Below are 24,617 nucleotides of genomic sequence, written 5' to 3'. Positions count from 1 at the left end.
CCATGATGAATTCCATTCCGCCTAAACAAGACTTTTTTGCTGACTTTTCGTCCTTAACGGATTTGAAAACTAAGGCGAAAAAAGACCCTGATGGCGCCTTGAAAGAGGTGGCTCAGCAGTTTGAGTCAATTTTCATTAACATGCTGCTAAAGAACATGCGCAGTACGAATGAAGCGATTGGTGATGGCTTGTTTTCCAGTACGCAAACCAAGCAATATCAGGAAATGATGGACTCACAGATGGCGCAAAGTATGGCTAAATCTGGTGGCATAGGCTTGTCTGATGCCCTGATACGGCAATATCAAGCCCAACAGCAAAATCGAGTCAGTTTGCCTGCTGCTTCTAACGGTACTGAAGATACAGATTTTCTGAATCAAGTAGCCAAGCAAGATATTTTGCGTATTCAGGCGTTAGCCCAAAGAGCATCATCCGATTTCATTCAATCTATCCAAGAGCAAGGTGAGACGGCGCCAACCTCTCAAACAAATGCTCCTTCAGCACTTTCTGTGGTGTTTAAGTCTCCGCAAGAGTTTGTCGAAACTTTGTGGCCTCATGCGCAAAAAGCTGGTGACGCATTAGGCGTTAATCCGAAAGCCATTCTTGCACAAGCAGCACTTGAAACTGGCTGGGGTAAGTATCCAATAGCCAAAGAAGATGGCACAGCAAGTTTCAATTTGTTTGGTATAAAAGCGGATACTCGTTGGTCTGGTGATCGTGCTGTGGTTAATACTTTAGAGTTTCGAAATGGTGTGGCCCAGCGCGAGAAAGCAGCTTTTCGGGCTTACGATTCTTTTGCGCAAAGCTTTGATGATTATGCGGATTTTCTGAGTTCAAGTGAGCGGTATAAAGATGCCCTTGGCGCTGGAGAAGATACGTCAAAGTTTGCCGCATCGCTGCAAGCTGGTGGCTATGCTACTGATCCTAAGTACGCTGACAAGATAGATAACATATTGTCCAGCCAGTGGTTTGAGCGACTTTAGAAAATATTCTCACTAAAAAAACAGTATTGGTAAAGTTTTTGCATTCTCTAGTTGTTGGAGACGTTTTTTGGCGTCTTTAAACGAATTTCAACTAAGGCTAGAGGTGTGAGCTATGAGCTCAAATTTATATTCAATTGGTTTGTCTGGGCTCATGTCCAGTAATGCTCGTATCAATACGACCGGGCAAAACACGACCAATGTGGATACAGAAGGCTACAGCCGTCAAAGAACGGACACCGTCAGCTCCCCAGTCGGTGGTGTGGTGTTGCGTGATACCTCTCGCTTGGTTGACAACTTCGTTGGCGCTCAGATTCGTACCGATACATCTAATCATTCATATTACGATACCTATCACTCTTTCATGTCGGCGGCAGACAATTTGTTGGCAGATGAAAGTATTTCGTTAACGCGTTACTTAGATAAAGCGTTCAGTGCTTTACAAACCGCGAGTAATGACCCTACGTCTTCTTCTTTACGTGAATTGGCCCACGCCAGTTTGGAAACGCTTGTTCAGCAGTATAAAACCTTGTCTAACGTAGTGAATCGACAAGAAAACTTGGTGGATGATCATTTGTCTTCGTCATTAACCGATGTGAATGCGATTACTGCAAAGATATCGGACTTAAATGGCAAGATTCTTCGTCAAGAAGGCTTGTCTATTTCCCCTGCTAATGAATTACGAGATCAACAAGAATTATTGGCAAAAGATTTGTCCAAGTACATCGACATCAAAGCACAGTTTAATGATGATGGCTTGATGACCATTCAGTTGGCCAATGGGCAGCCTTTGGTCATGGATCAAAACCCAACAGAACTGAAAGTGATTGCCGACCCTTTGAGTCCGAAAAAAATCAATCTAGTTGTGGATTTTGGTGATTACAATGTTGGCCTTAAAACCCAGGGATTAGGTGGCAGTGTTGGTGGTTTAGTGGATTACCGTACTGAGTTCAGTCAATATGCTGATCGAACTTTAGGGCAGCATGCTATTTCGATTGCCGATGCGATGAACGCACAGAATGCGAAAGGCTTAGATGGTAATGGCAATTTTGGTAAAGATTTATTCAGTTTAGGAAAGGTGAGTATTCACTCTACTCGGGATAACTTGCAGAAAATTTCTGATATCTCTGTACGCATTACAACAGGGGAAGCGGAGAAAATTACTCGCGATACTTATGAGTTAACGCGTACGGATGATAACCGTTTTGCCATCACGCAATACGATCTTAAAGGTAATTCGACAGGCCCTTCGACTGTCATCGACTTGAATAACATGACGCCGGACTCTAATGGTTACTATCAAATTGATGAGCTGGGTCTTGATCTGAAGATACCTGATCTTGACATCATCGACGATGACGATGTGTTCCGTTTTTCGCCGACGGCTGATGCGGCATCGAGTTTAACCTTGCAAGCAAAAAACGGTGAGGCTCTAGCATTAAGTGCACCAGTTGGGGTGAGTACAAACTCAGATAATTTATCGGATGCGCGTATTTCTCTGACCTCGGTCGATAAGACTGACCCTAATAGCTCAGCGTTTGCGCGAGACGGTTCTTTATACCCAAGTGCACCGCATCAAATTTACTTTACGTCACCTCATTCTTATGTGGTTAGAGATGCGTCTGGTGTTGAGATTGCTTCTGTTAGTGATGTGACCAACTATGTGAATTTGCTAGCACAAGCCGGGTTAGCAGAAGAGGCGGGTTTTGACGTTTCTGTTTCATCAATGCCAGAACGCGGCGATGTTTTTTCGATTGGAACTGGAGATGAAATAGGCCCGGCCGATAACTTTAATGCATTGGCATTAATCAATTTACAGAATCAAGCTTTAGTGGCAGGCGATGAAAGCTTATCAAAAGCTTTCGCTGGTTTCATTTCCTATGTAGGTAGTAAAACCTCAGAAATCGAAGGTCATGCCGAATCTAGTGAAGTGATGTTAAACGATAGTATTGCTCGACGTGATAGACTGTCAGCCGTTAGTTTGGATGAAGAAGCCGTAAATTTGTTGAAATACCAGCAATCCTATTCCGCTTCCGCGCAGGTGGTGACGGCAGCCAGAACCACATTTGAAACCCTGCTTGGCATCATGAGGTAGGTTTATGCGAGTAACGAATAATTTAATTTATGATCAATCCAGTCGTGCGATTGGTCAATCAAATGAAAAAATATTGAAGACGCAGGAAAAAATTTCAGCGCAAACTGATATCGTCAAGCCAAGTGATAATCCTGTTGGTGCCAGCCAAATTTTGATGTACGGCGACAGTACCGATCGTCTGAAGATGTTTGATGAATCGATTAAGATGGCAAAGAGTAACTTGGAATATCAAGAAGTGGCCCTGGAAAGTCTCAATGGTTTTATGGATCGTGTAAGAACCTTATTCATTCAGGCACAGAACGATATTAATACTCAAGAAGACATTGATGCCATCGTGCAAGAAATCTCTTTGATTAATGAGTCCATGGCGGAGTTGATGAACTCTCGCAGTGCGGATGGAAGTTATATCTTTGCTGGAACGGATACATTGTCCCCTGCGTTTATTCAAGACACTGAAGGGCGTTACTTATGGAATGGAAATGAGGGGCAGAAATACGCTCAAATTTCTGAAGATATGCGCATTCCAGTGACTGATTCAGGAAAAAAACTCTTTCAAGATATTTGGACTAACCAAACATTTAGAACTGAGCTACTAACTGGCGATGTTTCATTGACGGCAAAAGTTCATAGTCAGGGTGACTTCCAAGAATACATGGATGAATACTACGATCCGGAAGTGCCATCAGCGAACGAATATCAGCTGGTGACATCACCATTAGTGGAAGATGGTAGTGTGCCTGATTCGACGTTGACGCAATCTGACAGCAAAGAAGACAGAGACCGCCGCCGAAGCTTTTTTGGTGAACCGGGGAATTACAGTATTACAAATAGCCAAGGTGACGTCGTAGCGTCTGGTTCTTATCGTGCCGGTAAACCCATTAACTTTAATGGTATGTCTTTCTTATTACAGGGCAAGCCTGGCGCTTCAGTTGACTTTGCTTTGGTGCCGCCAAGACGTGATAATGTCCTGAATGAGATCAATAGAACACTTGATACCTTGAGTAATGAAGACTCAACCTATCAACAAAGAGAAGAGGCCTTCTTTAATGCCACTACCAGTCTTAACAATGCTCAGCAGAAAATAGGCGAAGCTCGTTCATCTGTTGGTGCTAGACTGAATACATTGCAAGTTAGAGAAGAGTTTAGTTCGGCGAATCAGTTATCCAACGCCGTGGCTCAAGATCGTATCGGTGGTTTGGACATGGCGGAAGCCGCGACTAATTTATCAATGAAAGAAGCGGCGCTGGACGCCTCACAAAAAGTATTTACTCGCATCAGTAATTTATCATTATTTAATAAAATGTAATTGTTTGAGGTATGGGTTAGGGGATGTCAGCATTTAAAATAGAGTCTTGTTTTGGGGCTGATATCAACGTCGGATACTTTAATGTTGGCGAAATACTCGACATTATGGGTATTAAATCTCAAGTCATGAGCAGTAAGCGCATTAAAAGCTTAATCGGCATGCATGGTCGTAATGATCGAATTGTTGGTATTGCCATGCGTCAGATCGCGTTAGACGTTTTGCGTATTCCTTTAGATGAAGCTTTTCTGCCTTATGATCCCTATTTTGACGATGGTAAGCTTTTAAACAGCCGTCGTGAGCGCTTGTACGATGCCCAAGAGCGTTTTCTCATTTTATGCATGTCTTTGGTTGTTGGTCGTTCTGTTCGCAGTTTAAAAAAATTACACCCTGGGTTAAGCACCAAAGAATTACGGGCTAAGCATCCTCGTGGGCAAAGCTTGTTTCGCTACTTTCGCCAAGAGCTGAATGAGCACACGCGAGAGCAGGTACTCTCTTACAAAGCCCGTATGAATAATAATATGGAAGGTGCCGATGGTGAGGCAAAGCTCACAGAAGAAATGGCAGCTGAGCAAAAAGCACGTGCCGCATTGTTGAAAAAAACACCTAAAGATACACGTTTTATCCCTACTCATTTTGATGATGAAGTGGCTACTGGGCTGAAAATTTTTCAAGACGGTCATGCTTTATTAGTCGCTCAAGTGGAGCTCTTTAAGCATGGTAAACAGCTTGATGTTGCTGAACTTAAAAAATTCTGTCGTCGTTTAATTGACTCGCATACACGTAATAATTTTGCGGTGATGGCGTTGCGTCACATTAAAGATGCAGACAGATATTTAGAGCAGCATGCCATTGGCATGGCAGTATTAGGTATTCATTTTGCTAAAGCGATGAAGCTGGATAATGCTTATGTCGAGGTGATTTCACTCGGTGCTTTGTTATTCGACTTAGGGCGTTTTCGGTTGCCAGCTGCAATGGTCACTAAGACAACGAAAATGACAGACAGTGAATTTGACTTATTCCGAAAGCACATTCAATTTGGGGAGCAAATTCTTCATAAGTGTGATGGCGTACCGAAAGCGGTTTATCAGATGCTTCTTGATCACCATGAGAAAATAGATGGATCTGGATACCCTGCAGGTAAACAAGACCAAGAAATTTCTGTCTATGGCAAGATGGCGGCAATCATCGATGCTTACGACGCGATTACGTCAGAGCAATCACATAAACCTTCTATTGGCCCAATTAAGGCATCTCAAAAGCTTGAGAAAGAAGCGGGCCTAGCGTTTGACAAAGAGTTATTGACGGTCTTTCTCAGAAGCATTGGTAAAGTGCCTGTTGGGTCGTGTGTTGCATTATCAAATGGACGTGTTGGTTTCGTGTTAACGTTAAATAAAGCGTTTCAGCCAAACCTAGTACGACAAGTTTACAGCATGACCAATAAGTCTTTCATTGAAGTTGCTGATATTGAATTAAATAAGTCGGCTAACCTAAAGTCTGATGTCATCATTGAAGGTGAGGTAGACCCTCAGAAATTTGGTTTGCAGTTTATCAATCATATTTCATAAAGCCATCTTGGTTGTTATTACCCTTTGCCCATCAAGGGCATCTACTCACTTATTGGCGACGGCAATGTTAGAGTTGTTACCTTCCCCCTTTTTCATCACAATGATCCTATGACCAGCTGTAAGATCAGAATTCCCTTTCTTCTACAGTGTCCTTTCTTGCGTTTACAAATGCCTCTAATGAGTTTTTGTTTGGCGGATATTTAAGCAAACTAATCTTAGGAGCAGATGCTTTCTTTGTGTTTGGTTTTGTCTCCAGCATCCATTTACTTTTACGAATGAAATATATTTTTCATTCGTATTTGAAATGTTCTTGTATTGTTTTCGACAGTATTGGAATAACCTCAGATGTCTTAATTGATATTTAATTCAATTTGAATTCTTTATTTACCCTGTTTTGTTGTCCTATTTAGTTTAAAAAAACATCAATCTTTGTTTGGATAGTTTCTAATTTTTTCTTTGGTGCTGATTTTTTGATCATTTTATTTCGCCATTATACGCTTTTGGATATGTAGGGGTGAGAAAAAAACGAAAGCTTGTTTGTTTTTATGTTGTTGATTTTATTTATTTTTATTCCTTACTTGTCTTTTTCTACAAAAAAAAATCTAAAATTTTTTAAAGTTCTTTTCTCCTAGTTCGATAACTCAAGTATCGCCAAATTTGAGCACAATAAAAAAATGAATAAGCCCAAATAAAAGCGAAAAAAAAATTAAAGATACATATCGAAATGTCGATAACTTTAATAAGAGACAAAAACCAAATAATTAATTAAATCAAAAGGTTGTCTCGTTAAAAATACATCTTAGGAGAGATTAAAATGGCTTTATACGTAAATACAAATGTGTCCTCGCTGAACGCTCAGCGATTACTTGCAAACTCAAGTCGTGACCTTGATACATCGTTCCAACGTTTATCATCTGGTCGTCGAATTAACAGTGCAGCCGATGATGCGGCTGGCCTACAAATTTCGGATCGTTTGACTTCTCAGATTAATGGTTTGAACCAGTCTGTACGAAATGCAAACGATGGTATTTCTTTGGCTCAGACAGCTGAAGGTGCCTTGGACGAAACCACTAGCATGCTACAGCGTATGCGTACTTTGTCCATTCAGGCAGCAAACGGTTCTAACTCCGACCGAGATCGTGTGGCGCTACAACAAGAAATGGCGCAGCTTTCGGAAGAGATTAACCGAATCGCAGCAACCACAACTTTTGGTGGCGCGAATCTATTAGATGGTACTTATCAGGGGATTTTCCAGGTCGGTGCCGATGCAAACCAAACGATTAGTTTTACTATGGAGTTTGGTGGTGCGAATAACTCAATCGACTACCAAGCCAATAATGGTTTTACCATGTCAGGTTTGTCAAACCAGGCATCCTCTCAGGTAAGTGTCACAACGGCATCAGTGTCGAGTATTGTTAACGCTCAAAGTATGATCGCGATTATTGACTCCATGATTTCGGCGGTAGACTTTAAGCGAGCGGAGTTGGGTGCGGTACAAAACCGATTCAGTTCTACCATTACTAACTTAAGTAACATCTCTGAGAACGTATCGGCTGCCCGTGCACGTGTTCGTGATGCCGACTTTGCTGAGGAGACAGCAAACTTGACCAGTACTCAGATTTTGCAGCAAGCAAGTAGTACGATTTTGGCTCAGGCAAATCAACGTCCTCAAACTGCATTGTCACTTTTAGGTAACTAAAAATAGCAATTACAATTTAAAGATATGAGTTAAGTAGCAGTAGATAGCTACGTTAACTAAAGGTTCGAGAACTGTCTCGGAATATGGGCTACTTCTCTCTCCTAGAGGTGCCTTTTATGCCGGGTGATTTTTCACCCGGCTTTTTTTTGCCTAAATTTTGGTGCAATTAGGAGAAGTGATACAACGAAGTCAATTTCAAAGGAGGGTATATGGATTTATTAGGCTAATGCCATAGTTCGCTTGCTGACTGAGTTTAGAGAATTAGGCTCAGCATCACTAGGAAAATTATGAGATTAGTTTAGAAAAGCAAAAGTACTAGAGCAAGGTTTCTTTAAAGAAGTCGATTAGCAAGTAAGTTGTGACCAGGAATCGAGTTCGATTCCAGTATTTTGAAACGCTTTCAATCCTAAGTGAAGGAGTGATTGCATTGAAAAATGGTCACTGAGGAAATCGTTCTGTAGAAGTCTGTGTCGAGAAAGAATGCGATAAGCGGTCGCGCAGCCATGTGGCGAAAGGTCTGCCCTGTCCCTGAAATGATGGCGAAGCTGTGCCATCAACGTGTTGTTAAAGGGATGAGCGCTAAGGCTTAGTTTTAAGCGATTCGACTTTCTTAAGTATACTGAAATCTGGCGTTTTTGTTTAAAGGAAATAGTAGATTGAAAGGGGTTAATCTCTCTTTTTAGTCTTGGTTATTTGTTAAAGCTTAGCGCTATTTTTTTAGCTAGAGAGGTTGCCATGGCTATAGGGCTAAAAGCAAGTGATTCGCGAGTTTCTACTGAGTATTTGTAGCCCGTGAATTTATTGTATTCAGGGCAAAATCGATCAGAAATGGGCAATGGAAAGAATGATATTTTGTCATGAATTTGATGGATGAACTCCGAGATTTCAGTGATGTGAGTTGCGACCAATTTTTGGTCTGCTTAGGCAGGCAGGCGTTTCTGGTGGCGTTGCTAATGATTAGCTGATTATCAAAAAAATAAGATTGAGTTAAGGCGGTGTGAAAGTGTGTGTTTCTGCTTTGTGACATGGTTTTAGCAAAAGTGGATAAGATTTTTATGGTCTAAATGGCTGTTAATAGGGCTTTGGATCTGACATTAGATTAAAACCCGTTGTTAGATTTTACTGCCATAAGAAGTGCTTGATTTGAGTGACTGTTTTTTGAGTATCACACGAAATAAGTTGGCTTTGGCGAGAGAATAAGTTGCTACCGATTTAATGTTATAGAGCCTCTTTAAAGAGAGAGGGTGTGAGATTTAAGGGGATTTGACCTGTCTAAATGATTGGTTTTTTACCCTGTTAGTTTAATGAGTTCGAGAAAGAACAAAGGTGAGTTTATAGAAAGGTTTTAACGGAATACACGCTCGAAAAGAGTGAAAAATACTGATATTGCAGTACGCAAAAAAGGCGCCTTAGTTGGCCTGACTTTATCAAGTAACAAGCAAACGTTTGTAGACATGCATCACCCGTCTTAATGCTTTTGATACTCGTTACTGATCGCTGCTCTGGTGAATATGATTATGGTGTACAGATACGCTATGGGATTGCTTTAACTAGAGTTTTGTCAATAACAGAAGGCTTTGCATGAAAGTTCACACCGAATTGGTGGCATGCGTCTAGACACTACTTTTGTCGGTGCTGAAATTATTCGGCAGGGTAGTTTTTTGCCCAAATGCTAGGTGATTGACCACTAAGCTGTTGGCGTAATCAATAAGCTCAGTATAGCTGACTGATTGGAACAAGGCGAGCCTGAAGAAACGCTCTGAATGTGATGGTTTCAGTATCAAGCTTAAGTTGCTGTGATTCTTAGTAAAGCATGGTTTTGCGACGTTGAGTCTTGTTTGAAGGTGATGATTCATTGTGCTTTTTTTGTGTGAAGACGTATGCCATCGAGCAGGGTTTTGAGATTCGCTGTGTGGGTTTGGTTTTGATCATTAGGGAACGTGATTTATCGACATGGCTAATGTTGCTTGCCTGGGATTTAAAAAGGTTGCTCATGCGCTATCGAAACATCGAGGGCGGCAAATTAATTCAATCCTGGTGGTTTGTGCTTAATGGGGTTTTGTCCATCTGCATGATGTCGGTTTAGCAATGATGGCAAAAAGGCTATTTAAAAACGCTCTTTAATTTTTGTGGTAAGTCACGGTAACGAACTGATAACGGTATGCCGAAGTGAGTCGGCTTTTTATCGTCTTCAACTGTTTTTGCCTCTTTAAAAGTGACGGAAAGGCGTTAGGGCAAAGGCAAGTGGTTGCCGTGTTTAGTGGGCGATAAATTGCCATCAATAGAGGCTGTTTTTTGCCTAAGGTGACGTGATCTCGTCACGGCGATAAGCCTGTTATAAGAGTGATACGGAGTTTCTTTTAGTTGAGCTTTTTAAAGTGTGCACAGAGGTGCATTTTTTTGGCTTTTATGCTCAATAAATAGAGAAAAAAGGAATTTTTAAATAAAAAAATCATTTTTTTTGTTGTTTTATTAAATTTAATTAAAACAATTAGTTAGGCAGTTTTTTGCCGCTCTTAAGGAGGTTTTTTTCCTTGTTGAGGAAAAAAAATTCCGAAATTGACTAAAGGTTTTCAAAACCTTGTCGAAAACCTTATACGATCTGCTTTTGGCAGGACTTAAAAACCTAGGAGGCTATGATGGCTCTTTACGTAAATACGAATACTTCATCAATCAATGCACAGCGTCAGTTGATGAGCTCTAGTAAATCTTTGGATACGTCTTTCCAGCGTTTGTCTTCTGGTTTACGTATTAACAGCGCAGCGGATGATGCAGCAGGTCTATTGGTTTCGAACCGTTTAACGTCTCAGGTTAATGGTCTAAACCAGTCTGTACGTAACGCAAACGACGGTATTTCGCTTTCTCAAACAGCAGAAGGTGCATTAGACGAAACAACGAACATGTTGCAGCGTATGCGTACACTGTCTATCCAGGCGGCGAATGGTTCCAACTCTGACAAAGACCGTGCTGCGCTTCAGCAAGAAGTGACTCAGTTGTCTACAGAGATCAACCGTATTGCTTCTGATACCACTTTCGGTGGTGAGAACTTGCTAGACGGTACTTACGAAGGTGTATTCCAAGTAGGTGCGGACTCAAATCAAACGATTAGTTTCACCCTAACTTCTGGTGGTATCACTAACTCGATTGATTTTGCTGGTAATGGTGGTTTCACTATGTCTGGTTTGTCGAGCAATGCTACGACAGCTCAGGTGAGCCAATCTACAGCGTCTGTTTCTTCTGTTGCGAATGCGCAGAGTATGATCGATGTTCTTGATACTATGATTGCAGCAGTTGACTCTAAGCGTGCTGACTTGGGTGCGATCCAAAACCGTTTTGGTTCTACGATCAGTAACTTGAGTAACATTTCTGAAAACGTTGCGGCTGCACGTTCACGTGTTCGTGATGCAGACTTCGCTGAAGAAACTGCGCAATTGACTAGCTCGCAAATTTTGCAACAAGCGAGTTCATCAATTCTTGCTCAAGCTAACCAACGTCCACAAACTGCATTGTCTCTATTGGGTTAATCAGCTTGTGATAGCGAAAAGCTGGGGCAATCATGCTCCGGCTTTTGTCTATTTGGAGGAATTCTGATATGTCCATCAATGCCAGTGATTTTTCTAAGCAGAGCGCTAGTTATTCTCTTCGTCCTGAACAGCGTGCGTCAGAGGATTTTGCAGCATTGCGTCAAGCCAATGCTAAAGTCGTTCAAAATACCGCCGATACCAGCAGAACGGGTCAGAATAATAATGGCTCTAATGTCTATGCTTCTCAACAGAAGGTAGAACCACTTGATATTGACGTAATGAATAAAAAATTATCTCAATTGAATGTGCATTTGACCTTTGAAATGTCAGAAGATAGGGATCACAATATTGTAAAAGTACTTGATCAGGCAACGGGTGATGTTGTTCGCCAAATTCCCACAGAGGAGTTTCTTAAAATGTCTGATCGAATTGATGCTATTATGAGTCAACTAAGCGATATCAAGGGAACCTTGGTAAACAGTGAGGTTTGATGAATAATAGTCGATAAAGCGAAGCGTTGGGAGAAAAAATTATGTCTGTAGGCTCATTAGGTGCTGGATCTGGAATGGATCTAGAATCCCTTGTCAAAAAGATGGTGAGTGCTCAGCGAGACGCAAAGGTTAAGCTTTATCAGGACAAACTAAATGGATATGAAGCAGAGCTATCTGCATTAGGTAAGGTCGGATCCGCCATTGATAGCTTTAAGTCCTCTGTTGATACCTTAAATGATGACACACTTTTTACTGGGCGAGATGCTAAAATCGCCCAAGCCGAAGGCGAAGAAGTCATTTCTATTTCCACAGACAATACCGCCTCAAATGGATCTTATGCTATCGATGTGAATCAATTAGCAAAAGGCAGCCGTGTCATGTCTGCGCCAGGTCTGTTTTCTTCCGCAGATGATGTCATTACTCAAAAAGACGCAGACCTAACCTTTCAAGCCGGTGACAATGAATTTACGATCAATGTTAAAGCTGGCACCACGCTTTCCGAATTACGTAATCAAATTAACACTTCCGAAGACAATTTTGGTGTTTCCGCCAACTTGGTTGATGATGGTAATGGTAATCTTTTCTTTACTGCCACTTCCGCGATAGAAGGTTCAGGAAATTCATTAAAGATTATCAATTCCTCGCCGATAACTAATGAAGCAGAGACGTTAAATGAAGATTCCTCAGAGGAAGTCGTTGCTGACGACATTGAAGAGCCTGAGGACATTGCTGAAGCAGAAGTCGATGAACTTGATTTGCCAGGTGATGATGTCGACTTTGCAAATGATGGTCCAATACCAGAAGACGAAGTCGATGAGGTTGAAGTAGAACCCGTCGAAGCTTCAGCTGAAGAGATAACAGACAGTTCTGTTGATAACGACCTTGCCGAAGGTAATGTCGCCGCTGATGGTGTGAATACTGGATTAACGTTAGACAGTATCTCAACAGAAGGTGTTTTTGCCGGTCTGTATACGCCGCTTGGAGATGAAGCGCGAGACGCGGTGATTACGGTTGATGGTATTCAGATTCGAAACAGTAGTAATACGTTTGATGAAGCGGTTGCGGGTCTATCAATAGAAGCGTTGGATGTGACTGACAAAACCACACGAGTGGACATCAGTTATGATCAGAAAACAGTGAAAGAGGCGATTGAAGAGTTTATTTCGTCCTATAATGAACTATTGGATTTATTTCAGGCCAGCACAGACAAAGGTGCGGTTTTGAACGGCAACAGTATGATTCGTAATTTACAATCATCCTTGTCGACACAGTTAATGAGCAGTCATGGTAAAACGACAGGGACTTTTACTTCTATTTTTGACCTTGGGGTTAAAATGGATAATACCGGTCGCTTAAGTTTGAATTCGACCAAGTTTAATAGTGCTATGGATCGAGGCTTTAGTGACATTGCACCCTTGATTGCTGGAGAAGATGGGCTCGCGAAATCCCTTGAAAATTTGTTAGACAATTACACTGGTTCTGGTGGAATGACAAATACCTTGAAGGATTCGGTTCGCGATTCAATCGATAATACAGAAGAAACATTAGAAGCCTACGAAGATCGTATGGCGCGTTACGAAGAATCACTTCGTGAAAAGTTTACAGGGTTGGATTCTCGTCTTGCGAATATGAATGCGCAAGGTGGTTATCTCAACTCTGTGTTAGCCAAAATGTAAAACGTTTTAACTAGAATACTCAAATTAATGGGGTTGTGTATGTACAAGAGTAAAGGGATCCAAGCCTATAGAAAGGACTCTCTCAAGTCCGATTTGGCATCGGCTGACCCTCATCGCGTCATTCAGCTCTTAATGCAGGGTGCATTGGAAAAGCTGGCTTTGGGTAAGGGGTGTATCGAACGCTCTGACTTGGAAGGCAAAGCTGATGCGTTGACACGTGCTGTCGAAATCATTAACGCCTTGCGTGATGCGCTCGATCGAGAAGCGAATCCAGAATTAGTCGATAATTTAGAGTCTTTGTACGAATACATGACTGTCCGCATAACGGAAGCCAGCGTCAGTAAGGATATTACGATCATTGATCAGGTAATGAATCTGCTATTACAGATCAAAGGCGCTTGGGATCAAATTACTCCGGCAGATAAGCAAGCCGCATACGAAGGGCAATCTGAAGTACGCATGGGAGCCGTCTAAGTGCTAGACACCACTCGTCTGACAGAGTTGAGTGAAGCGCTAGAGTGCAGCGTTCGTGAAAAAGACGTAGAGAACATACAGAGACTGTGTGATGAAAATGATGAGTTTATTCGCTCTATTCAACCCGTCTCTGATGCTCAACTAAAAGAGCAGATTAAAACATTTATTTCAATACACCGTTCAGCGATTCTGTTTATAAAAGACGTTCACTCTGAAATGCAGAAACAGCTCTATCAAACCAATAAAAGTCGCAAAGGTGTCAGTCAGTATAAAGGCGTAAAAAATGCAAAATGAGGATCAATTCACCTCTCTTGAACAAGCGGAAGCGTTCGCTAACATGTTTCAAAGAGGTGCTGAACGCCTCAGAGAAAATGACCAAGCGCTGACCGATCGATACCTTAAAAACATGACCCTCTTTGCAGAGGTTATGCCACATATCTTTGAATCCTTTCAACACTATCAGCCAAAAAAACGCCATATTTATATGGAAGAAAGCGGTGAGTTAAATCTTTATCGCGATGATGTTGGAGTGCCTCTTTTTTCCACGACACCGAGAGCTCAAGCGGAGCAAAAAGTCGCTCGTGAACTGAAGCAGCCAAATAAAACTTTGCTGAATTTAGAGCGGACGGAAAATCATCCGAGTCGACATGTTCACTACAGTAATAAAATGTTGGACCAAATAGCATTACAGTCAGAGGGCTTAGCGTCACAAAGTGCTTGGCCTGAATTTGTCGGCTCAACCATTTTGTTTGGCGTGGAATTTGGTTATCAACTTGAATGTCTTCTTGCTCAAAGATCGATTAAACATTTGTATCTTTATGAAGAGGATTTAGATTTATTTTATTACTCTTTGTTTGCGATCGATTGGCATACTATTCTTGAGACATACAACCGTGATGGTCGGACGATTCATTTCTTTTTGGGGGTGAGTCCAGAAGAGTTTACCGAAAAATATTTACGTCAATTAGAAGAAAATGGCTATTTTATGGCCCCAGAGACGTATTTGTATGTCTCTTATACTAGTCCGGAAAATGATCAGGCAATTACTTATTTCAAAAAGCAGTATGCTCGTCAGGTGATGGGATGGGGATTTTTTGATGATGCTTTGATTGGAATTGCCCAAGGGCTTCGTTCCCTGCCAAAGACTAAGGTGGCGCATTTCCAAGGCCGAGAAAATTTACCGAAATGGCTCATTAACACGCCTGTTTTTATCCTAGGTAACGGACCTTCGTTAGACCAAGGGATTGAATTGGTAAAAGAAGTTCGAGATCAAGTGCTGGTTATTTGTTGTGGGTCGACCATCAATACCCTTAAGAAATTAGGGGTAACACCAGACATCCATGTGGACATTGAACGACTGAAGCAAACCGTTGATAAATTCCTTTTCTTAGATCAAGACTATTTAGATAAAATTTGGGGCTTGTCGGTCGATGTCATGCACCCAGGGTTATTTGATTGCTTCAAGCGTTCAGGAATGGGTTTAAAACCAGGTGAGGCCATAACCTCATTGATACTGAATCAAGCTAGAGCACATGGTGATGATAAAGAATATGTACAACTAAATTACTGTAATCCCGTGGTCGCTAATCTGGCCTTGTCTTACGTGCATTTGTTTGGTTTTAATAATGTGTATTTTCTTGGTGTTGATAACGGTTTTAAAGACAAAACCAGCCATCACTCTGTACACAGTGGCTATTACAAAGACGGTAAAGAATCGGGATTCCAAACCTTTGAAGAAGCGAAGCTAGTCGAGCGCGAAGGAAACTTCGGTGGCACTATATACGCAACAGGCATGATGGATACTTCAAGGGTCCAGTTGGAGTCTTTAATACGTCAACTTAATCAACGACGTAATTTCGCCAGCTTTAATTTGTCCGATGGCGCTAAAATCGAAGGGGTCACCCCATTGCCATTGGAGGATTTATTGATTATGGATCCGCAAGTGGATCATGCAAAGGCCATTGATATTCTAGAAGACACTTTTTTCACAGAGCCTCCTGAATGCTTACTAAATCAATCTGCCGAAGCCTTAATATCGGTTGAAGACTTCCGTAAGGTGAGTCTGCAATTGCAACAAGGTTGGGATGATAGTATTACGACACGTGAGCAAGTGTGTGACTTATTGTGGTCGCACCATCGCCATATTTATTTTTTAAAAGGCAGCGTACATCGTCATATTTATGATTTATTGATTGGTTCTTTTACTTACTCTGCTTTTTTAATCGTGCAGTTTATCTTCAAATATGACGATGAGATAGAAACGGTAAAACGTGCTCGTCATCTGTTTGAACCTTGGTGTGAATTTTTGCAAGAGATGCCAAGTATGCTGCAACAAGCATCTGAATACGTGGATCAGGGTAACGATCACCTTATCACTTACTACAATGGCTAATTATGTTTGAATCTTCCCCTTTTATTATTGCTGAATTGTCTGGTAACCATGATCAAGACTTTGAATTAGCAAAAGCCATGATTCACGCTGCAGCCGAGGCTGGTGTGGATGCCATTAAGTTGCAAACTTATACCGCCGACACCATGACGTTGGATGTGCGTGAAGGCGAGTTTATGGTGTCGGAAAACGACAGTCTGTGGAAAGGCAATAATTTGTACGATTTATATACCAAAGCCTCAACCCCTTGGGAATGGCATCAGCCTCTGTTTGAGTTGGCGGAGTCATTGGGTTTGGTGGCATTCAGTTCACCGTTCGATCTGACCGCAGTAGATTTTCTAGAAACTCTAGATGTGCCTTTGTACAAGATTGCCTCCTTTGAGATGACGGACATTCCCTTGATTGAAGCGGTCGCTAAAACGGGTAAACCGATTATTATGTCTACTGGCATGGCGACTAAAGAAGAGATCGATGAAGCGGTCGCAACCATTCGAGCCATTGGTGATAATCCACTAACGTTACTTAAATGTACCAGTACTTATCCTGCTAAAATTGCGGATTCAAATTTGCTGACGATGGCTGATTTAGCGTCCCATACAGGTTGTTCTGTGGGCTTATCAGATCATTCTAAAGGTCTTGCGGCTGCGGTTGCAGCGACAGCATTAGGTGCCACAGTGATAGAAAAACACTTTGTTCTTGATCGCAGTGCCGGTGGTGTTGATGCCGAGTTTTCGATGGAGCCAGCGGAAATGAAAGCCATGGTAGAGGCGTGTCGTGATGCTCATGCGTCATTGGGCAAAGTGACCTATGGTGGATCTGAAGCAGAGCAGGCGGCGAAGAAATACCGACGTTCCATTTACCTTACAAAAGATTTACCCGCTGGTACTGAATTAACGGAAGATCACCTGAAAATTATTCGACCAGCATTTGGTTTAGCGCCAAAACATTGGTCAGATGTCTTGGGTAAAACGCTTGTAGTCAATGTGAAAAAGGGCCAGCCATTGGCATGGGATTTATTGGCATGAGGGTGTTGGTACGTGCCGATGCTTCTGTGCAAATAGGCATGGGCCATAGAGTCCGATGTCAGGCTTTGGTCTCTGCATTTGAAAAACAAGGTTGGCAATGTCAGTTTGTGGTTCAACGGCAATGTGAAGCCTTTGCCAATGAAGCCGACCGGATCATTGATCATGAGTCGGCTTTTTTTGCGATGGTAGAACAAGCGGATTTAGCGATTCTTGATCATTATGCTTATCAAGCTCAAGACATTACCGAGCTTTATCAGCATCAACCTAACTTGTTGGTGCTGGATGATATGAATGACAGAGGTGTTTTTCCGGCTAAATGGCTTTTGAACCCACTGCAAGAAGTGTATTCAGCACAAATTCAATGGCCATTAATTGGCAGTCAATATGCTTTGTTACGGGATGAATTTTGTCATGCTGTCAAAAATCCGTTCGCTGACAAGTTGCTTATTACTATGGGGGGGACGGACCTACTAGGTTTGACCTTACCAATTGTGGCGCGTTTGATGGCGGCCGGCTTTGGCGCACACAACCTAGTCGTGTTAATGGGCGCGAATGCTAAACAGGCTAAACAAGTGGCGCAATTGTGTGAATATCATGGCATCGCTTTTCATCAAGGTTTGTCAGCAGTCAGTACGGTAATGAAGGACGCTAAGTTGGCCATCTCGGCGGCGGGTAGCACTCTATACGAATTGGCTTGTCTTGGGGTGCCGGCTATTTTTGCACAAATCGCAGACAATCAAACCCGCTCATTAGAACAGCATTTGCCTTTAAATTGGTGCCGCTCCATTCGCTTTGATCATCTTTCTACAGCGCAATTGAGCACACCGCTCAGTCAGCTTGTCGCCATGGCGCTAGACGCTTGGGAGAGCCCTGATTGGCTTAAACAGGCCAGTAAGACCGCTCAACACTTGGTTGATGGGCAAGGTGCTGAGCGTGTCGTCGCTGAGGTAATGCGACACTATTAAGCAGGTCGTTTTTGCAGTGCCATCAATTGGGTGAGACGCTGCCAATCTTCTTCTGTGTCTAGATCCTGAATTCGATGTCTTGGTAATAACAATGGCTTAGAGCTAGGACCAAAAATATCGCGATTAAACCAATCATCTGGGCGAGCCCAATAAAACTGCCCCGCATCGTGAATGGCTTCTACTAAATCCTGTGAGCGCTTACCTATGTGTTCTGGGAACATCGGTGCCAACTCACCATGTTCGTTAGTGTGCAATGCTCGTAGAATGGGAAAATCAAAGGTGGTAGCGGAGAAACTAAAACCTTCTTGGGGCAATAATTCTAAGCCGGCTAGTAAGTCTTCTTTGGTTAATAAAGGGCAGGTTGCGTAAATTAAGCAGGCCACATCTGGTGTATTGCCTTCCGCACTTAAAATGTTTAATGCATGCTGCATCACTGGAGTGGTGCCTGTGGTGTGATCAGACAGCTCTGCAGGGCGTTTAAATGGGGTTTCTGCGCCAAAATAACGGGCAATTTCTGCAATATCGTCGTCATCTGTTGACACAATTACGCGATCAAATAGATTGGATTTGAGTGCCGCTTCGATGGAGTACGCAATCAGTGGCTTACCATTAAGTAAACGAATGTTTTTACGACTGATGCGTTGAGAACCGCCGCGAGCTGGGATGACGGCGACACGATAGGATGTATTGTCTAACATTAGTTGATCACTCCATGGTCATGTAATGCTTGTGCTAGAACCTGAATTACCTTGTCTTGTTGCGCTTGAGTTAAATCGTAAAACAAAGGCAAGCTTAAGGTCCGCTGATAGTATTCTTCTGCTATGGGAAAATCGCCCCAGGTAAAACCGAGTGCTTGGTAATAGGGTTGTGTGTGTACGGGGATGTAATGAACTTGCGTGCCGACACCGGCCAATCGTAAGGCATCAAAGATGGCTTTTCTTGAATGTTGATGGCCTTTAGGAAGCAGTATTGGGAATAGATGCAGTGCCGAATGGGAGTCGATATGCTGTTGAGGAAGCGTGATAGGTAATGCTTTTAACTTGTCCGAATAATAGACAAACTGAGCATGACGTTGTGCAATAAAGTCGTCTAACTTAGTTAACTGAGACAGGCCTAATGCAGCTTGTAACTCGGTCATACGATAGTTGTAACCTAGGGTATGCTGTTCGTAATACCAATCGCCAGGGGATTGGCTTAGTGCTTCTGGGTCTTTGATTGTGCCTTGTTGCGCATGAGTGCGCATGTGATTGGCGTATTCAGAAGAATTCGTCGTGGCCATGCCGCCTTCACCAGTGGTGATGATTTTGACCGGGTGGAAGCTGAACACACAAATATCACTGTATCGACAGTCGCCAATAGGTTTGCCTTGGTACTGTCCGCCAATGGCGTGAGACGCGTCTTCAATAATCTGAAAACCGTATTCTAAGCTAAGCTGATGAATTGCTTTCATATCACAAGATTGGCCTGCAAAATGCACTGGGATGACCACTTTAGGTAAGCAATTGTCGAGCTTAGCTCGGGCTAATTTTCGGGCCAAGGCATTAGGACATAGGTTATAGGTATTAGGATCTATGTCGACAAAGTCCACCTTGGCAGAGCAATAGCGAGCACAATTGGCAGAAGCAATAAAGGTGTTGGGAGATGTCCATACCCAATCACCTTGTTGTACGCCTAATGCGAGACAAGCCAAATGTAGAGCAGACGTGGCACTGTTTGCTGCCACTGCATGTTGAGCATGGACTTGAGACGCTAGCGCTTGTTCGAACGCTGTCACTTTAGGGCCTTGAGTAAGATAAGACGATGTCAGTACTTCTGTGACGGCATCGATATCAGTCTGATCTATGGTTTGTCGACCATAAGGAATGAACTCAGTGGTCATCATCAAACGCCAAAATGTCTTCCACACTTAAAAAGTGAGGGTTACTACCAGATTGATATTCGTATCCAGGGGCCACTAAGTGGCCATTTTCCCCTAACTTATTCAAACCGAAATTCATGTCTTCTTGATGGAACTTGATGCTAGGAGCAATGACGTAATGATCATCGAATTCGAATGTGTGGAAAGAGTCATCTGCAGGACACATGACTTCATGAAGCTTTTCGCCTGGACGAATACCAATTTCTTTGGTTGGTAAATCAGGGGCATAAGCTGCCGCTAGATCCATGATCTGCACGGATGGAATTTTCGGGATGAAGATTTCACCACCCTGCATGCGCTGGAAGTTTTTCAGTACAAAATCGACGCCCATTGGCAAGGTAATCCAAAAACGCGTCATTTCAGGGTGAGTGATTGGAATGGCGTCGGCTCCATCGGCAACCAGTTTTTGAAAGAAAGGTACGACGGAACCACGGGAACCGACCACATTGCCGTAACGAACAACGGAAAAGCGAGTTCGTCCTTGTCCCACCATATTGTTCGCGGCAACAAAGAGTTTATCCGAAGCCAATTTGGTAGCACCGTATAGGTTAATTGGTGCGGCGGCTTTGTCTGTGGATAAGGCAATCACTTTCTCGACATCGTTGGCGATGGCCGCAGCGATGACATTTTCAGCACCATGGATATTGGTTTTAATGCATTCCATTGGGTTGTATTCAGCCGCTGGCACTTGTTTTAAGGCCGCGGCATGGATCACAAAATCGACATCGCGCATGGCTTGAGTCATGCGGTCTTTATCACGCACATCGCCAATAAAATAACGCATACAAGGCGCATCAAAATCTTGTTGCATCTCATATTGCTTGAGCTCATCGCGAGAATAAATGACCAGTCGCTTGGGTTGGTAATTGGCTAAAAGAGTTTTGACATACTGGCGGCCAAAAGAGCCTGTGCCACCAGTAATAAGAATACTTTTGTTATTAAACATGAATGAATACCAAACCAATTGAATAAATGAATCGTCCATATAAACATGCAGAGCTCGGTTACAAGGACAGTCTATTTGTATCGGCTAGTGTGATGGAAACATTAATTAAATCAAGCGTCTGTTTATGACTTATTTCCTTTACGCGCTGTACAGCTCATAACATGATCATTGACCATACCTGTTGCTTGCATGAAGGCATAGCAAGTCGTCGCCCCTAAGAACTTGAAGCCTCGTTTTTTCAAGTCTTTTGAAAAGCGTGTGGAAAGTTCGGTTAAGGCTGGAACGTCTTGCAGTGTTTTTGGGTGATTATCTATGACTTTATGATCAGAAAACGCCCAAAAATAGTCACTAAAAGAACCGAACTCGTCGACTATTTTTAAAAAGGCTTTGGCATTGTTGATGGTGGCTTCAATTTTCGCACGGTGACGGACAATGCTTTCATCTTGCAACAAGCGAGTCACGTCTTGTTCTGTCATGTTGGCGACTTTTTGTGGGTTAAAATCATGAAAAGCAGCGCGATAACCTTCTCTTTTACGCAAAATGGTAATCCAGCTTAGACCTGCCTGAGCGCTTTCGAGTACAATACATTCAAATAGGCTGTGGTCATCGTAGATTGGAATTCCCCATTCAGTATCGTGATAATGAATGTACTCAGGAGATCCTAAACACCAGCTGCAGCGTAGGTTATCCATTAATGTGCTCCTTAAACAGGGATAATTGAACTCTAGTAAAACACCATAATACAAACAGCCAAGCATTAGTAGGATCGGATAGGACAATCGAGTATGAAGTTTACGCCAAGTTATCGTCGTGAAGATGTTGAAGTGTTAAAGGACGAATGCGTTTACAAAGGCTTCTTTGAAATGCGCAAACTCACGCTAAGACACAGGAAGTTTAATGGTGATTGGAGTCAACCAATGACCAGAGAAATGATGGTTCGAGACGATGCGGTATGTGTTTTATTGTTTGATCCAAAAGCCGACAAAATTTTATTAATAGAACAATTTCGTCCTGCAGTATTAAGAAATTCCTCGCCTTGGTTGTTGGAGTTGGTAGCCGGTATGGTTGAAGCAGGAGAGCAGGATGAAGATGTTGCGCGACGTGAAGCGATGGAAGAGGCGGGTGTCGAAGTAAAGCGACTTGAATACATGTTTAAATTTGTGCCGTCACCAGGCGGGCTAGTGGAATATCTGCGTATGTACGCAGGGGAGTTTGATGCCAGTTTGGTGGATGTGACACGTACTCACGGCTTAGATGATGAAAATGAAGACATTAAGTTACATCTTATGACGTCTCAGGAAGCCATTGATTTGTTGTGCCAAGACATAGAGAACGCTAGTACCATCATGGGGTTGCAATGGTTTGCCCTGAATAGATCTGAGCTGGTTAAAAAGTGGCAAGCTGCATGAGTATGATAATGATAAAAGACCATCTAAAAGGCTTAAGAAAGCAGCCAATACTAGAGCCAGTGGTTGGCTTTATTTCATTTCTATTCATGTGTGTGAATGTATGTTTTTGGTCTGTTTTAGCACACTTCATCGCACCCTTGTTGTTGGGGAATGAAAAACATAAAGCATTAGCGGAAGATTATTTTGATCGTTTGTTTAACGGTTGGGTGAGTGGTAATGAATGGTGGTTGAAAAATATTCTGGGAGTGCAATGGGACCTAGATGACAACATGGTTAGCGACTTTAACAGCTGGAGTTTGATGATTTCCAATCATCGATCTTGGGTGGATGTGTACATCATTCTGGCGCAAATCCAAGGCAAACGCCCGTTGCCAAGAGTCTTTATGAAGCAGGCATTATTTTGGATGCCATTCGTTGGTACCGCTACCTATATAATGGGGTTTCCCTATATGAAACGTTACCGTAAGGAAACCTTAGTGAAAAAGCCGCATCTGGCTGGAAAAGATTTGGAAACCACGCGCCGCTCTTGTGAACGTCTTTTAAATCGTCCTAATTCGATTTTAACCTTTGTGGAAGGGACGCGTTTTACTCAACAAAAGCATCAATCTCAGAGTTCTGAATATACAAACTTACTCAAACCAAAAGCGGGCGGTGTGGGCTTTATCTTGCAAACCATGCCAAACAGAATCACCAGTATTACGGATATCAATGTCTTGTATGATCAGGCTAATATTTCCGGTTGGGATGTATTATGTGGACGTTTGAGTAAAGCAAAAGTAATGACCCGTGAAGTCGCTTTGCCTGAGCGTTTTTTAGCCCCAGAATTTCGCCCAGCTGATAAAGATCGAGGAGCTTTTTTTGAGTGGTTTAACCTATACTGGCACGATAAAGATGTCAGAATGGGGTATCAGTTAGAAGCGTTGGTAACGAAAGACGTCAATACGGATAAATCGATTTCTGAAGGAAATACTTAACTCGAATGACAGAAGTGATGAAAAAAGCAAATAAGCAATATGTCCCAGATTTGGTTAGCTTGCAGCTGCTCGGTGAATTGAATTATCGCCGAATTGGCCGGATTATGCGTGGCCAAGAGGAGGCTGGGGAATGGCATTTTTCAATTCATTCTAATGGCGATCAGGAAAGTCGCTTGCGTCTTACTTTAGGTCAAGAAAGTAAATTCACATCTGAAATGGCGCTAGAGTTTGGTCCGCAAACCCAAAAAAGGTTATTGTTTGAAACTTCATTGTCTCTCACCATTCGTTTGTACCATGATGTGGGCATAGCCGAAATTACTGACGGACATCGACAGTACAGCGGGGTTTACCCTTATCCAAATGATGCTATGTTGCATCGGGATGAAAAATTCCGTCTTAATCAACAGTTGGCCGATTTGCTAGAGCTTTGTTTGAAACATGGTCATAGGCTACATAATCCTTTACCTTTTCAATTCGCCTAACCCTTATTTACTTAGGAGAAGCTAAGTGGCCGTTCTAATCTACATACATGGTTTTAACAGCTCAGAGCGTTCTCATAAAGCCAATGTTTTAAAGCAAGCCGCGCATTCTTTTCATGTGGAGCAGGCTTTTATTTCGCCTCGCTTATCCTGGCAACCTAAAGTGGCCATACAGCAACTTGAAGCATTGATAGAAGATAATCTGTCACAAGGTGTCACCTTAATCGGCAGTTCTTTAGGCGGTTTTTATGCTACCTATTTGACGGAAAAGTATGGCATTAAGAGTATTTTGGTGAACCCTGCCATGCAAGCGCCGATTCTACTAAAAGATTATTTAGGACCTCAACGAAACCCCTATACACATGACGAATATAAGCTGACCAATGAACATATGGCTGAATTGGAGGCGTTAGTGGTTACCGCGCCAACATCACACCATTATTGGTTAATGGTGCAAGAAGGCGATGAAGTATTGGATTACCGAGCAGCATTACATGCTTTTCCTAATGTGGCGAAATTGACGCACGAAAAGGGGGGCGATCATAGCTTCACAGATTTTCAGCGTTTCAGTACCGATATTTTTAGATTTGCTGAAATAATAACCAACTAAGATCATGCTTTTATTGGACTATTTTAAACTTTGTAGAAGCAGTGATAGACTCACAGAAGATTGTTATTTAGTTTGAATGCCGATACAGATAACCT

The 24,617-nt window shown here is 42.4% G+C and carries 21 protein-coding genes; 17 read left to right on the top strand and 4 right to left on the bottom strand.

What is annotated here, in order from left to right; all coding sequences use genetic code 11:
• Positions 1-2 precede the first annotated feature (2 nt).
• The 13 genes from flgJ to pseG all read left to right on the top strand — a co-directional run bounded on the left by flgJ (position 3) and on the right by pseG (position 18,186).
• Entirely contained in the window at positions 3-980 is a 978-nt protein-coding gene (gene flgJ / locus ACHUFM_RS12530) for a flagellar assembly peptidoglycan hydrolase FlgJ (protein WP_394182565.1), read from the top strand.
• A 112-nt stretch (positions 981-1,092) separates the two neighbouring features.
• Positions 1,093-3,072, top strand: a complete 1,980-nt coding sequence (gene flgK, locus ACHUFM_RS12525) for a flagellar hook-associated protein FlgK (protein WP_394182564.1) — start codon at positions 1,093-1,095, stop codon at positions 3,070-3,072.
• A 4-nt stretch (positions 3,073-3,076) separates the two neighbouring features.
• Positions 3,077-4,378, top strand: coding sequence for a flagellar hook-associated protein FlgL (gene flgL, locus ACHUFM_RS12520; protein ID WP_394182563.1), 1,302 nt, complete (start codon positions 3,077-3,079; stop codon positions 4,376-4,378).
• Between the two features lie 23 nt (positions 4,379-4,401).
• Positions 4,402-5,943 carry an HD-GYP domain-containing protein gene (locus ACHUFM_RS12515; RefSeq protein WP_394182562.1) on the top strand — a complete coding sequence of 514 codons (1,542 nt, stop codon included), beginning with the start codon at positions 4,402-4,404 and terminating at the stop codon, positions 5,941-5,943.
• Between the two features lie 814 nt (positions 5,944-6,757).
• Complete coding sequence (locus ACHUFM_RS12510; RefSeq protein WP_394182561.1) at positions 6,758-7,642, top strand: flagellin N-terminal helical domain-containing protein; 885 nt, start codon at positions 6,758-6,760, stop codon at positions 7,640-7,642.
• 2,639 nt (positions 7,643-10,281) lie between these two features.
• Entirely contained in the window at positions 10,282-11,166 is an 885-nt protein-coding gene (locus tag ACHUFM_RS12505) for a flagellin N-terminal helical domain-containing protein (RefSeq protein ID WP_394182641.1), read from the top strand.
• A 68-nt stretch (positions 11,167-11,234) separates the two neighbouring features.
• Positions 11,235-11,657: a flagellar protein FlaG gene (locus ACHUFM_RS12500; RefSeq protein ID WP_394182560.1), complete on the top strand. Its 423-nt coding sequence runs from the start codon at positions 11,235-11,237 to the stop codon at positions 11,655-11,657.
• Positions 11,658-11,698: 41 nt separating this feature from the next.
• Positions 11,699-13,333, top strand: coding sequence for a flagellar filament capping protein FliD (fliD, locus tag ACHUFM_RS12495; RefSeq protein ID WP_394182559.1), 1,635 nt, complete (start codon positions 11,699-11,701; stop codon positions 13,331-13,333).
• A gap of 39 nt (positions 13,334-13,372) precedes the next feature.
• On the top strand, positions 13,373-13,807 hold the full coding sequence (gene fliS / locus ACHUFM_RS12490) for a flagellar export chaperone FliS (RefSeq protein WP_063333224.1): 435 nt from the start codon (positions 13,373-13,375) through the stop codon (positions 13,805-13,807).
• Entirely contained in the window at positions 13,808-14,101 is a 294-nt protein-coding gene (locus ACHUFM_RS12485) for a hypothetical protein (protein WP_394182558.1), read from the top strand. It begins immediately after the preceding gene.
• A complete protein-coding gene (locus ACHUFM_RS12480) occupies positions 14,091-16,199 on the top strand; it encodes a motility associated factor glycosyltransferase family protein (protein ID WP_394182557.1) in 2,109 nt (702 codons plus the stop codon). The genes ACHUFM_RS12485 and ACHUFM_RS12480 overlap by 11 nt, the downstream gene beginning before the upstream one ends.
• 2 nt (positions 16,200-16,201) lie before the next feature.
• Entirely contained in the window at positions 16,202-17,221 is a 1,020-nt protein-coding gene (pseI, locus tag ACHUFM_RS12475) for a pseudaminic acid synthase (RefSeq protein ID WP_394182556.1), read from the top strand.
• The gene (pseG, locus tag ACHUFM_RS12470; RefSeq protein WP_394182555.1) at positions 17,203-18,186 is read left to right on the top strand and encodes a UDP-2,4-diacetamido-2,4,6-trideoxy-beta-L-altropyranose hydrolase; all 984 of its coding nucleotides are present in this window, start codon (positions 17,203-17,205) and stop codon (positions 18,184-18,186) included. Before pseI ends, pseG begins: the two co-directional genes overlap by 19 nt.
• On the opposite strand, the gene pseF is transcribed toward pseG, so the two are convergent.
• The 4 genes from pseF to ACHUFM_RS12450 all read right to left on the bottom strand — a co-directional run bounded on the left by pseF (position 18,183) and on the right by ACHUFM_RS12450 (position 21,742).
• The gene (pseF, locus tag ACHUFM_RS12465; RefSeq protein WP_394182554.1) at positions 18,183-18,884 is read right to left on the bottom strand and encodes a pseudaminic acid cytidylyltransferase; all 702 of its coding nucleotides are present in this window, start codon (positions 18,882-18,884) and stop codon (positions 18,183-18,185) included. The genes pseG and pseF overlap by 4 nt on opposite strands.
• On the bottom strand, positions 18,884-20,068 hold the full coding sequence (gene pseC, locus ACHUFM_RS12460; RefSeq protein WP_394182553.1) for a UDP-4-amino-4,6-dideoxy-N-acetyl-beta-L-altrosamine transaminase: 1,185 nt from the start codon (positions 20,066-20,068) through the stop codon (positions 18,884-18,886). Before pseC ends, pseF begins: the two co-directional genes overlap by 1 nt.
• Positions 20,055-21,050, bottom strand: a complete 996-nt coding sequence (pseB, locus tag ACHUFM_RS12455; RefSeq protein WP_394182552.1) for a UDP-N-acetylglucosamine 4,6-dehydratase (inverting) — start codon at positions 21,048-21,050, stop codon at positions 20,055-20,057. Before pseB ends, pseC begins: the two co-directional genes overlap by 14 nt.
• A gap of 122 nt (positions 21,051-21,172) precedes the next feature.
• Positions 21,173-21,742: a DNA-3-methyladenine glycosylase I gene (locus ACHUFM_RS12450; protein WP_394182551.1), complete on the bottom strand. Its 570-nt coding sequence runs from the start codon at positions 21,740-21,742 to the stop codon at positions 21,173-21,175.
• Positions 21,743-21,835: 93 nt separating this feature from the next.
• Between ACHUFM_RS12450 and ACHUFM_RS12445 the strand changes: the two genes are divergently transcribed.
• Genes ACHUFM_RS12445 through ACHUFM_RS12430 form a run of 4 tightly spaced genes read left to right on the top strand, consistent with a single transcriptional unit; the run spans position 21,836 to position 24,522 of the window.
• Complete coding sequence (locus ACHUFM_RS12445) at positions 21,836-22,459, top strand: NUDIX domain-containing protein (protein ID WP_394182550.1); 624 nt, start codon at positions 21,836-21,838, stop codon at positions 22,457-22,459.
• Positions 22,456-23,433 (top strand): acetyltransferase, encoded by a 978-nt coding sequence (locus ACHUFM_RS12440; protein WP_394182549.1) that lies wholly within the window; start codon positions 22,456-22,458, stop codon positions 23,431-23,433. Before ACHUFM_RS12445 ends, ACHUFM_RS12440 begins: the two co-directional genes overlap by 4 nt.
• A 5-nt stretch (positions 23,434-23,438) precedes the next feature.
• Positions 23,439-23,915, top strand: coding sequence for a DUF1249 domain-containing protein (locus ACHUFM_RS12435; RefSeq protein WP_394182548.1), 477 nt, complete (start codon positions 23,439-23,441; stop codon positions 23,913-23,915).
• Between the two features lie 25 nt (positions 23,916-23,940).
• Positions 23,941-24,522, top strand: a complete 582-nt coding sequence (locus tag ACHUFM_RS12430; protein WP_394182547.1) for a YqiA/YcfP family alpha/beta fold hydrolase — start codon at positions 23,941-23,943, stop codon at positions 24,520-24,522.
• Positions 24,523-24,617 lie beyond the last annotated feature (95 nt).

This window comes from Marinomonas posidonica (genome assembly GCF_043643765.1).
Classification (GTDB): domain Bacteria; phylum Pseudomonadota; class Gammaproteobacteria; order Pseudomonadales; family Marinomonadaceae; genus Marinomonas; species Marinomonas posidonica_A.
Note: the sequence above shows the minus strand (reverse complement) of the source record. Positions and strands in the feature narration are given on the sequence as shown.